The 12,697-nt window shown below is 69.0% G+C and carries 10 protein-coding genes; 1 reads left to right on the forward strand and 9 read right to left on the reverse strand.

What is annotated here, in order from left to right:
- Window positions 1-262 precede the first annotated feature (262 nt).
- Complete coding sequence (locus tag LBC97_02685) at window positions 263-760, reverse strand: GNAT family N-acetyltransferase (protein ID MDR2564963.1); 498 nt, start codon at window positions 758-760, stop codon at window positions 263-265.
- A gap of 3 nt (window positions 761-763) precedes the next feature.
- Window positions 764-1,036, reverse strand: a complete 273-nt coding sequence (locus LBC97_02690) for a DUF1778 domain-containing protein (protein MDR2564964.1) — start codon at window positions 1,034-1,036, stop codon at window positions 764-766.
- Window positions 1,037-1,176: 140 nt separating this feature from the next.
- Between LBC97_02690 and LBC97_02695 the strand changes: the two genes are divergently transcribed.
- Entirely contained in the window at window positions 1,177-3,084 is a 1,908-nt protein-coding gene (locus tag LBC97_02695) for a hypothetical protein (protein ID MDR2564965.1), read from the forward strand.
- Here LBC97_02695 and LBC97_02700 read toward each other — a convergent pair.
- The 7 genes from LBC97_02700 to LBC97_02730 form a co-directional block, all read right to left on the reverse strand.
- Window positions 3,081-4,847 (reverse strand): DEAD/DEAH box helicase, encoded by a 1,767-nt coding sequence (locus LBC97_02700; GenBank protein MDR2564966.1) that lies wholly within the window; start codon window positions 4,845-4,847, stop codon window positions 3,081-3,083. The two genes, LBC97_02695 and LBC97_02700, sit on opposite strands and share 4 nt — an antisense overlap.
- A 162-nt stretch (window positions 4,848-5,009) precedes the next feature.
- Window positions 5,010-6,398 carry an acyl-CoA thioesterase/BAAT N-terminal domain-containing protein gene (locus LBC97_02705; protein MDR2564967.1) on the reverse strand — a complete coding sequence of 463 codons (1,389 nt, stop codon included), beginning with the start codon at window positions 6,396-6,398 and terminating at the stop codon, window positions 5,010-5,012.
- 2 nt (window positions 6,399-6,400) lie between these two features.
- Entirely contained in the window at window positions 6,401-8,074 is a 1,674-nt protein-coding gene (locus LBC97_02710; protein ID MDR2564968.1) for an ABC transporter substrate-binding protein, read from the reverse strand.
- A gap of 39 nt (window positions 8,075-8,113) precedes the next feature.
- Complete coding sequence (locus LBC97_02715; GenBank protein MDR2564969.1) at window positions 8,114-9,835, reverse strand: ABC transporter ATP-binding protein; 1,722 nt, start codon at window positions 9,833-9,835, stop codon at window positions 8,114-8,116.
- Complete coding sequence (locus tag LBC97_02720) at window positions 9,832-10,704, reverse strand: ABC transporter permease (GenBank protein ID MDR2564970.1); 873 nt, start codon at window positions 10,702-10,704, stop codon at window positions 9,832-9,834. Before LBC97_02720 ends, LBC97_02715 begins: the two co-directional genes overlap by 4 nt.
- A 5-nt stretch (window positions 10,705-10,709) precedes the next feature.
- Window positions 10,710-11,717 carry an ABC transporter permease gene (locus tag LBC97_02725; GenBank protein ID MDR2564971.1) on the reverse strand — a complete coding sequence of 336 codons (1,008 nt, stop codon included), beginning with the start codon at window positions 11,715-11,717 and terminating at the stop codon, window positions 10,710-10,712.
- Window positions 11,714-12,694 carry an aldo/keto reductase gene (locus tag LBC97_02730; protein MDR2564972.1) on the reverse strand — a complete coding sequence of 327 codons (981 nt, stop codon included), beginning with the start codon at window positions 12,692-12,694 and terminating at the stop codon, window positions 11,714-11,716. Before LBC97_02730 ends, LBC97_02725 begins: the two co-directional genes overlap by 4 nt.
- Window positions 12,695-12,697: the final 3 nt, after the last annotated feature.

A 12,697-nucleotide genomic window follows, 5' to 3' on the forward strand; every position in this document is an offset into this window, starting at 1 on the left:
GAACCAGGTGGACCTCAGGGTCCGAGTGGCGGGGATACCGTTGCCCTTGTACAACCGCACCCGAACTGAAGCTAACGGGTGTGAAACCAGCCCATTGACCGGAGCTGCCCTCCGGCGTCGACACCAACCAGCGGTGGGCCACGCCACAGCCCGGGCCTGGCGGCGCGGCTGGGGGCATCGCTCGCGAAACGTCCCCCCACGCCAAACGCCGCCTGGAAACACCCCAGAACCCAACCGAAGTCAGGACCGGGTGACCGCCGCGCTACCTTGGGACGCTCGCGGCGATCCTCTCCATGGGAAGAAACAGCGTCGCGGGGGCGACTGCCGAGGCCACAAAGCCGAAACTCGTGTAGAAGCCCGCGGCATCGGCGCTGGCGGCGTGGACCAACAACGCGCGCACGCCAACCACCGTGGCCGCCCGCGCGCTGCGCGCCAGAGCGTCCCGGAGAAGCTGCGAACCCAAGCCCCGTCCCTGGTGTTCAACGTCAACGGCGAGGCGGCCCAGGAGTATGACCGGGATAGGGTCCGGCGAATTGCGCCGGAGTGCTCCCGGCGCCGTGCTCCTTGCCACGTTGGACGCCGACAAAGAGTAGAAGCCCACCACGCGCCCATGGGCGGTGGTGGCATAGGTGCGCGCGAAACCCGCCGCTTGATTCGAACGGGCGCGCGTCGCGAGCCATCTGTCCAAGCTGGGCTCGCCGCAGCGGAATCCGACCAGGTTGTCCTCGGGCGCCAACAGGCGCGGTTGCGTGTACGCCAATGTCTACTCAAAGAGCGAGGGCCGGGCGAACAACTCCGCCAGTTCCGGCACGGGCGCCGGGGGGGCTTCCAAAGCGGCGGTGAATTCGGCCCACGCGTCCGCCCCCACTTCGAACCGCGGTTGGTTGGAAAGCACCTCCTCGGCACGATCGGTGATCGCGGCGACGGAGAACTCGGTCAGCGTGTCGCCGCTCACTAGGGCTGCTCGCTCGATGGTCGACTTCTCACGCCCGGTCAACCGAAGCGCCAGACGCTGGTCCTTGGTGACGGTAGACATGGACCTATTGTACGCCGAAATGGGACACAGACGGCTGCCCGGTGTTTGCGGGCAGCCGACCGACCGGGTATTGAGCCGGGCGGTCAGAGGCACGCCGGAATCCGTGTAACAGTAAAGGGGTGGTGTTTGCGAGAAGGCGTGTGCTCGGTGTCCTGGTTGTCTTGGCTCTGACGGGGGGCGGCGCGGCCGCTTGCACCGGCGACGACGGGCCGCCGCCTCCCCCGGCCGTCGAGAAGCCCGCAGCCGAGTTGGCCGAGGCGCTGGCCAGCGGCGACTTCTCCCAGGCCGCGTTGCGGGGCGTCAGCGCCGCGCAGGCGGGCGAGGTCTGGGAGCGGGTGACCTCCGGGCTCAGTCCGCTCCAAGCCGACTACGAGGTGGTTTCAGCGCAGGTCGACCCGGCGCAGGAGGGCGAAGCCTCCCCGCCGCCGCCCACCGCGACCGCCCGGTTCCAGGCCTCGTGGCGAAGCCCCGGCCAGGAGGAGCCGGTCTGGCAATACGAGACCACGGCCAGGTTCGAACTGGTCGGCGACGCCTGGCAGGCCGACTGGGATCCCGCCCTGATCGAGGAGCACGTCGGCATGGGCGACCAGTTGGTGGCGAAGTTCACCAACGCGAAGCGCGGCGACATCGTAACCGCCGCCGGCGAACCCATTGTGACCGAGCGCCCCGTGGTCAACGTCGGCATCAACAAGCCGGACGCGACCGGGGACCTGGCCGCCCAGGCCCGCAAGCTCGCCGAGCGGTTGGGGGCGGACCCGGACGCCTACGCCGCCCGCGTGGAGGCGTCCGGCCCGCAGGCGTTCGTGTCCGCGTTGACGATCCGCGCCGAGGACCTCCCGGACTACGACCTCTCAGGCTTCGGGCCCGAGTTGTACCAGCAAGAGACCACCCTGCCGCTCGCCCCCACCCGCGAGTTCGCGCGCCAACTGCTGGGCACGGTGGGCGAGGCCACAGCCGAGGTGATCGAGAACAGCGACGGCCAGATCGCGGCCGGGGATCTGGTCGGTTTGAGCGGCCTGCAGCAGGCCTATGACCAGCACTTACGCGGTGAGCGCGGTCTGGAGATCACTTTGGCTGGGGAGGCCGAGGAGACCGTCTTGGCCAGCGTTCCGCCCACAGCCGGCGCGAACCTCGCGTTGACATTGGACCCGGCTTTGCAACAGGCCGCCGATGCCGCCTTGGCCGGCGTTGAGGGTGCCGCCGCCTTGGTCGCCGTCAAGCCCTCCACCGGCGAAGTCCTGGCCCTGGCCTCCGGCCCGGGCGGGGGCGGGTACTCCACCGCCAACTTGGGCCTCTACCCTCCCGGATCGACGTTCAAGGTGGTCACCACACTGGCCCTGCTGCGGGCCGGGGTCACGCCGGACACGCCGGTGGCGTGCCCGTCCACCGTCACCGTGGACGGCCGGGTCTTCGCCAACTACTCCGACTATCCGTCTTCCGCGACCGGCCAGATTCCGCTGCGAACCGCCGTGGCGCAGTCCTGCAACACGGCATTCATAGGCCAGGCCGGCACGGTCAGCCTTCAGTTATTGGCCGATGCCGCCCGCGACCTCGGCGTGACCGGCCCGTTCGCGCTCGGAGTCGACTCCCCCGCCGGGAGCGTGCCGTTGGACGGCGGCAAGACCGAGCAGGCGGCGGCGTTGATCGGCCAAGGCAAGGTCCAGGTCACGCCGTTGGCGATGGCGGTCGCGGCGGCCTCGATCGGCGCCGGCCACCGGGTCATCCCATCCCTGGTGGTGGACCCGCCGGTGACGAGCGCCGAGACGCCGGGCGGCGAGGGGATAAACGCGGCCGAGGCGGACGACATAGGCCAGATGATGCGGGGCGTGGTCACCGAAGGCAGCGGCAGTCTGCTCGCCTCGCTGGGCGGCGAAGTCCGCGCCAAGACCGGCACCGCCGAATTTGGGACCGGCACTCCCCCGCCCACGCACGCGTGGATGATCGCCATCGACGGCGATTTGGCGGTGGCCGTGTTCGTGGAGCAGGGCGCCTCCGGCGCCAAGACCGCCGGGCCGATCGTCAAGCAGTTCCTGACCGCCGCGCGTTAGCGGGCAGGCCCGATGTCCGGGCGGATCTTCAGAGCCCGGCCCGCCACCCGGGTTTTCGCCAGGTGGCGCATGGTGTCTCGGGAGATCGGCGCGCCGATCTCCACCAGGGAGAAGTTCTTGAACATCTCGATCCGGCCCAGATCAGCGCCATTGAGCGTGGTCTCGCCGGTGATCGCGCCCACAATGGCGCCAGGCGCGGCTCCATGGCCGTGGCCTACGCCGATCCAATAACGTTGCGCGTCGCGCCGCCCCTCGGGCCGACGGCTATATTCGCCGTCCCGGCCCCGGTCGGCGTCGCGCGAATCGCGCCCGCGCGCGCGGTCCCGCCCTCGCCCTTGGGCGCCGCGGTGCTGGTCACGGTCCCCACGGTCGCGTGAGCGCAACTGCGCCAAAGCCGTGTCGAGTTCGCGGTCGTCGGCGCTGGTGGCCGACACGGCGGCATCGTCCACCGACAACGCGGCCAGCGCGGCGGCCAAGGCGACGGGGTCCGCCCCGCCCTCCAGCGCCTCGGTGACCGCGCGGTGGGCGATCTCGAGGCGGCCGGCGGCGATCCGCTCGGGAACGCGGCTGAGCAGGGCGGCGTACTTGTGCTCCGCGACCTGCGCGGCGGTCGGAATGGGGTGCTCGGTGAGCGGGCCGCCGGCGATCCGCTCGATGGAGCGGAGGCGACCGCGTTCGGCGGGGGTGACGAAGGAGAAGGCGATCCCGGCGCGGCCGGCGCGGCCCGTGCGGCCAATCCGGTGGACGTAGCTTTCGCCCTCGCGCGGCAAATCGAAGTTCACCACCAGGCCGATCCGGTCCACGTCCAGGCCGCGGGCGGCCACGTCGGTGGCCACCAAAACGTCAAGAGCCCCGTTTCGGAGCCGTTCCACGATCCGCTCGCGTTCCCGCTGGGTGACGTCGCCGGAGATGCCGGCGGCGTTGATTCCCCGCTGAATCAGTTCCTGGCCGATCTCTTCCGCGTCGGCCCGGGTGCGCACGAACACGATCGCGGCGTCGGCCGCCGAGACCGCCAAAATCCTGGTCAGCGCCTCGACCTTGTGGCGGAAGGGCACCACCGCGTAGCGCTGGTCCACGCCCGCCGCGGCGGCCGGGCCGCTCGCGCCGAAGACTTGCAGGGGGTTGGAGAGGTGGCGTTCGGCCGTCGCCCGGATCGCGGGCGGCATGGTCGCGGAGAACAGCGCCGTCTGGCGCTCCTCCGGGGCCTGGGACAGGATCGTCTCAACCTCTTCGGCGAAGCCCATGCGGAGCATCTCGTCGCCCTCGTCTAGGACCAAGAAACGCAGGTCCTCAAGCGTGAAGGTGCCGCGTTCCAGGTGGTCTATCACGCGTCCGGGCGTCCCCACCACGATGTGCGCCCCGGCCTCCAGAGCCCGCTTTTGCGGTGGATAGGGGGCGCCGCCGTAGACTGCGGCGACGCGCACGCCCCGGCTGGTTTGCGCCAAGTCCTCGATGGCGCCCGCGACTTGCAGGGCCAACTCCCGCGTGGGGGCCAGCACCAGCGCCTGGGTCCGGCTGAGCGAGCGGTCAATCCCGTCCAGCAGCGGCAGCCCGAAGGCGGCCGTCTTGCCCGTCCCCGTCTGGGCCACCCCCACAATGTCGCGGCCCGCCAGCAACGGGGGAATCGCGGCGGTCTGGATCTCGGTGGGCTCGTCAAAGCCCAGGCGCCGTGTCACGTCGAGAAGATGCGGCGGCAGGCCGAGGCCGGCGAAGCCGCCGGCCTCCAAACGGTCCAGCGCGGGCGCAGGGCGATCAAAAGTCATCGTCATTGGGTTGGTTCACACCATTTCACTGTTCGAGGAGCACGGTCCCGCCGCCAGGTTGGCGACGGCCCCGAGCGACCCGAACACTTGAGTGAAGCCGACCGCCTGGCCGGCACGCTCGAAAATCCAAGGGATCGCGAAGGCTCCTAAAAGACCTAAGGACTATACCCCATGGTCAAGGGCGGGCGCATGCGCAGGCGGACCCAAAGCCGGCAATCGGGTGAGAGGCCGGCCTTCGAAGTGGCCGGCTATGAAGGCCAGCACCCGTGGCCACACGTCCGCGCGGGCGCGGGCGATCGCGGTGGGCTCGCCTCCCAGGTGCACCGCGTGCCCAGACGTTTGCGCGTCATTGTGGATCACGCCGGTCGCGGGGCCGTTGGCCGGGCCAAGGGAGTGGCCTGCCCGTTCGTAGGACCAGTGCCACACCGGATGGCCAAAATCTTTGCGCCTGAACCGGTCAACCGCCCAATCGGCGTAGAACGCGGACGGCCACAAGGCGTCATCCCGCCCCGAGACCAACGCCACCGGGCCGGCGGTCTTTTCGACCGCGATCTCGGCCGCGGCATCCTGGTCGTTCCCAAAAGCCTTGGCCGCTCCGGCCAATCCCACCAACGACAAGACCGGAACTCCGTCCCGGTGCGGCGCGCCCTCGCGTCTGGCGGCGTCCTCGGGGGCGGCGGGGCGGGCCCGGCTCGGCAGCGGTTCGCCCCGCCATGTCCAGGCCGGCTTCGGTTCCAAACCACTCCCGACCTTCGCGAAACCGCCGTTGACATAGTTCGACGGCACCCAGGAGACCACCGCGGTGACGGTCTCGGGGAACCAGGCGCCAAGTAGCAAGGACAGTTCGCCGCCCCGTGAGGGCCCGGATGCGATCAGCTTGGACGTGTCGAGTCGCGGATGAGCCGCCGCCCAGGCGAAGGCTTTGCCAAAGTACTCGAGGGGGATTTCCTCCAGCGTCTCCGGCAACAGGTCGCCGAATCGGAAGTAGCCAAGGGCCAGCGCGGCGAAGCCATGCGAGGCGTAGAGGGCCGCTTGCGGCTCCGGCACGCCTCCGTCCGATCCGGGCACCACCACGATCAGGTGATGCGGCCCGACCCCCGGCGGCAGGAACAGCGTTCCCACCAAGCCGTCGTCGCGGACCTCTTCCCGAATGACGCCCGCCGCCACCGGCTCACGCGTCACCGCGGCAGCGGCCACCTCCTGGCCGTCAACCAGGGCGCGGAAGTGGATCTCGTAGGCTCTGAGGTCGTTCTCTATGAAGCGGGCCGACCGTTGACGGCTGGGCGAGCCGGGTGCCAACGCCAACGACCAAACCAGGCCGTTCGGGTCTGCGACCAGATAGCTCCCCTCAATCGGAACGGCTTGCGCTAGGTCGATCTTGCCCGTGTCGTCGGCCAGGAAATACGCCCCCGACTCCCATCTCGACCCGTCGACCGCGTCAACCCGCGCTTCGATGAGGACCAGGGCCCGCGGGTCTAGGCCGGTGATTGTGATTTGGGTGTCGGAGTCGATCAGCGCCCGCTCAGGATTTGCCGTCAAGTGTGCCGCCATCGTCATTGTTCCTTCCAAGTGTCGTAGAACGAGTCGGTGTAGCCGACGGCGTCAAACTTCCAGCCGTGGACCTCGGGGATTGCCCCCACAATCTTGCGCGGAACGTAGATCGGCACCGCGTACGCTTCTTCGGCGATCACCGCCTGTGCCTGACGCGACGCCTCGACCCGAGCCGCCGAGTCGGCCGAGGTGCGGATGACCTCGTAAAGCTCGTCGATTTTGGCGTCAGAGACCAAACCGTAGTTGATCCCGTCGGCCAGTTTGCGGGCGTCGGAGCGTGACGCGAGGATCCCGATCCCCGTGCCCGGGTCGGCGAAGCCGCGGGAGGCGTCCGCCAGGTTGTGCTCGTTTTTCGCGAGGGCGGCAGAATGCGCCGCCGTGTCGAACGGGTGGCGTTCGACCTCCCAGCCGACCTGGTTCAAAGCCGCCGCGATGGCTTCGCCAAGCACGTCCCGCTGATCCGTTTGCGCGTACAGCGAGTTCACGTACCAGTCGATGTGAAGGCGCTGGCCGTCCTTGGTGTAGTAGCCGTCCGCGTCCTTGTCCGCATAGCCCGCCTCTTCCAGCAGGTCGCCCGCTTGGTCCGGGTCGTAGGACCAGGACTTCTCCAGCGCCTCGTTGTAACTGCCCTCCGGCGGGGTGGGCGGCGTCACAGTGGACCAGGCAGGGATGTATTCGCCGCCGTAGACGCTGTTCAACAGGGTCTGGACGTCGATCGAGGACCGGAACGCTTCCCTGACCCGGCGGTCGTCGAACGGCGGGATATTCGGATTCAGCGCCAGGTACCAGGGGGTACCCGCGTTGTCCTTACGCAGAATCTGGTTCCCAGCCCCCTCGACTTCCGGAATATTCAGCGGCGGCACCTGGTCGATCGCGTCCGCCTGGCCCGAATTCAACGACCCGACACGGGACTGGGTGTCCGGGACAAAGCTGATCTCGACCCGGTCCAAGTAAGCCTTGCCTTGGTGCTCCCAGGTTTCAGGCGCCCAGTTGTAGTCTTCGAACCGTTCCAGCACAATCTTGGACCCCTTCTCATAGTCCGCCACTTTGAACGGCCCGGTGCCCACGGACAGCAGCGGGTTGGCGCCGATCTCTGCCGAATCGTGTTCGCTGAGCACCCGGCCGGAGTAGATCGGTATGTGCGGCGTGGACAGCTGATGCAGGAAGCCGCCGGTGGGTTCAGCGAGGGTGACCTCCAATGTGTGGTCGTCAATCACCTTGTTCTCCTTGATTGTGCCGGACAACGAAAGGTCTGGCTCGTTGGCGGCTCGGTCCAGATTCTGTTTCAGAACCGCCGCGTCGAAAGCCGTGCCGTCGTGAAAGGTGATGCCTTGTTTGAGCTTGAGGGTGTAAACCGTCGCGTCGTCGGAGACTTCCCACGATTCGGCCAACTGCGGTTTGTAGGAGCCGTCCTCAGCCTGCGCTATCACCGTGTCGAACACCGACGAGTTGATCGAGTTGACGTTGAGGCTGGGAACCCGGAAGGAGTCCCAGGTGGGCGGCTCGGTGTTGGCGAGGTAGACCAGCGTGCCGCCGTATTCGGGCTCGCCGCTTGCCACCTGCCCGCCGCCTCCAGTGGTTCCGGCGCCGGCGGAGGGGCTGGCCCCGTTGTCGGCGCACCCCGCCAACGCGGCCAAGGCAAGGGCCGCGCCCAGCGCGACGATTCGATGTCTCACAATTGTTTCCTTTCTTCGGTGGCCGCCGGACGTGACGAGTCAGCCCGTCGGCAGCCTGGGGACAGATTCGAGCAGGCTTTGGGTATAGGGGTGCTTCGGGTTGACCAAGACTTCGGCCACGTCGCCCCGCTCCACGACGCGACCCTCGGTCATCACCAGAACCTGGTCCGCGATGTGCGCCACCACGCCAAGGTCGTGTGAGATGAAAAGCAGCGCTATTCCGGTCGCGGCTTGCAGATCCCGCAGCAAGTCCAGCACCTGGGCTTGCACGGACACGTCGAGGGCGGACACCGGTTCGTCGCACACCAGGAGGTCCGGGAGCGTCGCGAGGGCACGGGCCAAAGCCACCCGCTGGCGCTGGCCGCCGGAGACGGCAAGCGGCGAGGCGTCCAGCAGTTCGGCGCCCAAGCCCACCTGTTCCAGCAAGCTGACAGATTGGTCGCGAAGTTCGGCCCGCGGCGCCCCGGCGGCCTTGAGCGCTTCGAACAACACCTGGCCCACTGTGTGCCTTGGGTCGAACGAACCGAGCGGGTCTTGCGAGATTGACTGGACGCGCCGCCGCAGAGGCCGTCGCCGCGCCTCCGCGACCCCCGACCACCGCTTGCCCAGAAATAGGACGGTCCCCGAATCCGGCTCCACATGTCCCAGCACCACTTGCGCCGCTGTTGTCTTCCCCGAACCGGAGTTGCCCACAATTCCGAGCGTTTGTCCGGCCCGAATCGAAAAGGACACGTCGTCCAACGCCCGGATCTCCCGCCCGCCCGGCAGCCGGTAGATCTTGCGCAAGTGCTCCGCGCGCACGATGCCGTCCGGCGCGGCCCGGTCCGGTCCGGCGGCGGACGGCCGTTTCGCCAGGCCCCGCAGCGCGGCGAAGTCCGCGACTGGCGAATCCGACAGCCGCTCCGAGCGGGTGTGAGCGGAAGGCACCGCCGCGATCAAACGCCGCGTGTACGGGTGGTCGGGTCGAGTCAGCACCTGGCGGGTTGGCCCCGCCTCCACCACCTCGCCGTCCTTCATGACCAGGATTCGGTCCGCGATCGCCGCCACGGCCGCCAGATCATGGCTGACCAGCAGAATCGCGGCGCCTGCGGCCTTGAGGTCGGCGAACAGGCGCAGTATCTGGGCCTGAACCACCACGTCGAGGGCGGTGGTCGCCTCGTCGGCGATCAACACTTGCGGACTTCCCGCCAGCGCGGAGGCGATCAGCGCCCGCTGCCGCAAGCCGCCGGAGAGCTGGTGCGGATACTGGCGAACACGCTCGTGGGGCTCGGGGACGCCGACTTTTCCGAGGAGCAACTCGGTGTGGAACCGACGCTCCCGGCGACCCAGTTTGGTGTGCACCTGGAGCCCCTCGCCGATCTCGGCGCCAATGGTGCGGAGCGGATCAAGCGACACCAGAGCGTCCTGAGAGATCAACCCGATCCCCTTGCCGCGCAGCTCCCGCCAATGCCGCTTGCCCGCCGCCAACAGATTGTGACCCCGAAAGCGCAGCTCCGTAGCGGTGACACGGGCGCCGGGGCCAGCCAGACCGAGCAAGGACCGCGCCGTCACCGATTTGCCGGCGCCGGACTCCCCGACCAACGCCAGGCATTCGCCGCCGGTCAGCGCGAAGGAGACACCGCGAGCCACCGGAGAACCCTCCCCGAACGCCACCTGGAGGTCTTTCACCTGAACAATGGGCCCGCGGTAGTACTCGCCGCCCGCCGCCATCAGCCCGGCCAGCTCAGGCAACGCGGACGCGAGAACTTCTTGGCCGCTCACAGCGCGCTCCTCTTGTTGACGAAACGCTGCTGGAGCCAGCGCCCGGTGACGGTCACCGCGATCACCGTGACAGTGATGAACAGTCCCGGCCAGATCCCCGCCCAAGGCGCCAGCGACAGGTACTGACGAGCTTGAGACAGCATCAAACCCCATTCCGGCGCGGGCGGCACGGCGCCCAACCCCAGGAAACTGAGCGCCGCCCCGAAGATGATCGCCGTCCCGACGTGAAGGACGCCCGCCACCAGCGCGGGCCCCAAAGAGTTGAGCGCGATGTGCCGCCACAGGACCTCGAACCGGGAAAGGCCCAACTCGCGGGCCGCCCGCACGAACGGCTCTTGGCGGACCCGCAGCACCTGCGAGCGCACCAACCGGGCAGAACCGGGAATTCCGCCAATCCCGACCGCGAGGATCACGCTGAGTTGCCCGGGGCCGGCGATGGCGATCGTGATCAGGGCCAACAGGACCTCCGGGAAAGCCATCAGGACATCCAGCGCCCGTGTCGCCGCCTGGGCGGCCGCTCCGCGCAGCGAGCCGGCCGCCACCCCTGCGGCAATCCCCCCGATCAGCGACAGCGCCGAGGCGCCAAAGCCCAACGACAACGAATATCGAGCGCCGCCAATCACCCTGGACAGCACGTCGCGGCCTAGCTGGTCGGTCCCGAACGGGTGGGACCAGCTGGGCGGCCGCAACGCGGCCGCCGGATCAGCCTGGAGCGGGTCGTAGGGCGCCAGCGCGTCTGGAATCAAAGCCGCCAGCACCAGGACCGCCAACACGCCGACCGCGATGAACACCGACGGCGGCGCCTTGGCGGTTCGGTTGTCGCGGGCCGGCGTCGTCCGCGAGGCGGCCCGGCCAAGGGTTCCGGTCATTCCGTCTACACCCCCCTCAGGCGCGGGTCGAGGACCGGGTAGAGCAGATCCACAGCGGTGTTGATCACCACAAAGACGCCCGCAATGACAATCACAAGCCCGGCCACCAGCGGAAGGTCGCGTTCCTGAACAGCCTGGACAAGGACGCGGCCAATCCCGGGGCGGGCGAACAGCGTCTCTAGCACAGCGGAGCCGGACAGCACCCCGGCCAGAATGGAACTGGACAAGGTCACCACGGCGAGGGAGCTGTGCCGCAACACGTGACGGGTCCGGATGGCCCAATCGCCGGCGCCGCGAGCTCGCGCGGTCAAAACAAACGGCTCCGCCAGGGCGTGCTCCATCCGCTCCCTCATCACTTGCGAGATGATTCCCGCAAGCGGCAGCGCCAACGTCAAGGTGGGCAAGACCAAGTGCCTGGGTTCGCCGGCGCCGCTGGCGGGAAGCAGACGGAGCGTGAACGCGAACAGCATGATCACCAACAGCCCGGACCAGAAGGTCGGCACCGACAGCGCGAGCAGTTCGAAGAATTGGGCCAAACGCCGCGCCATCGGCCTGCGCCCGGAGGTGAGCAGCGCCACTCCGACCGCCAGTGCGACGGCGAAGCCCACGGCTGCCACCGCGAACTGGGCGGTCGCGCCCAGTTCGGAGAGAATCACGGCGCTGACCGGAATCCCCCTCGAGTAGCTGGTGCCGAGGTCGCCCCGGACCACTCCCGCCAGGTAGGCGCCGTACTGCTCGATCAACGGCTTGTCCAGCCCCAAGTCGGCGGCGATCCGCGCCCGCAACTCCGGCGTGGCGTTGGTGATTCCAGCCATGATGGTGTCAAGCGGGTCGCCCGGAATCACGTTCACGACCAAGAACGCCAGGGTCACTGCCACCCACACCACGCCCAGCACGCCAGCGAGGCGCGGCAGGACGGCCTTCGCCACGGCCGCGCCCGCCCGCCGAGCCGCGAGGCCTGCCTGCGACGGCGCTGTGGCCGAGGGGGCCAAAGTGTTGGTTGAGGCGGTCACGCTGTTCGCTCCGATCCCGCCGCGACCGGCCCCAAGGGGTTGGCTGTCGCGCCCAAAGGGCTGGCGGCCACACGGGCCGCCAGGTCCTTAGCCGCCTCCGCCGCCAAGGGGTTGTCCAGCACCAGCCGGTCGCGCCTGAGGTGATCCGCGCTGCGGGAGCCGACCAGCAGGCTGGCGCCGGGCAGATCGGCTAGCAGCCAGGCGGCTAACGCCCAGACCGTCCGTTCGCGCGCGGACCCGGCGCCGGAGCCGTCTGGCTCCCCCTGCAGCCAGCCCAAACCGTGCTCTTCGGCCCAACTGGCCGCGATCTGCTCCAACCGACGCCAGCCGCTTGCGTCAAGGCCGTGGCCTGCCAGAGCCCAGTACGCGACGAACGGCACGCCGAGGTCTTCGGCCTGTTCCGCCACCACCCGGTTGGCGCGGTGGATCAGCGAATAGTGGCTTTGGACCGCCGCCAACCGCACCAGCGAGGCCGCCTGCGCAAGCTGGCCGGGAGTCGGTTCGCTGATGCCGACGTGGCCGATGACCCCCTGCTCGCGCAAGTCTTCCAACGCTCCCAATTGGTCCGCCAGCGGATAGTCCGGGTCCACCCGGTGCAAGTAGACCAGGTCCAACCGATCACGCCGCAGGCGCGAGCGGCTGGCGTGGACCTGCTGCCGCAAGTAATCGGGATGTCCCAAGACGCCCCAACGGCCCGGTCCCGGCCGCAGCATGCCCACTTTGGTCGCTACCAGGACCGGCGCCTCGGCGTCCAGCGCCTCCCCGATGATCCGCTCCGCGACTCCCGGCCCAAGCGAATCGGCCGTGTCGAGGTGGTTGTAGCCGGCCGCCACGGCATGGCGCACCAACTGCCGGGACCGATCCGGATCGGCAGGCTCCCCCCAGCCGTCGCCGCCGGTCAGGCGCGCCGTCCCGAACACCAACGGCGAGGTGGCGCGACCGGCGATCCGTACGGCGCCCACGGTTTGTCGTCCCATCGC

Source organism: Bifidobacteriaceae bacterium (genome assembly GCA_031281585.1).
GTDB lineage: Bacteria > Actinomycetota > Actinomycetes > Actinomycetales > WQXJ01 > JAIRTF01.

Coding starts and splice junctions, on each gene's coding strand:
- LBC97_02720 (MDR2564970.1), bottom strand. CDS start 10,704: ATGACCGGAACCCTTGGCCGGGCCGCCTCGCGGACGACGCCGGCCCGC.
- LBC97_02700 (MDR2564966.1), bottom strand. CDS start 4,847: ATGACTTTTGATCGCCCTGCGCCCGCGCTGGACCGTTTGGAGGCCGGC.
- LBC97_02690 (MDR2564964.1), bottom strand. CDS start 1,036: ATGTCTACCGTCACCAAGGACCAGCGTCTGGCGCTTCGGTTGACCGGG.
- LBC97_02705 (MDR2564967.1), bottom strand. CDS start 6,398: ATGGCGGCACACTTGACGGCAAATCCTGAGCGGGCGCTGATCGACTCC.
- LBC97_02730 (MDR2564972.1), bottom strand. CDS start 12,694: ATGGGACGACAAACCGTGGGCGCCGTACGGATCGCCGGTCGCGCCACC.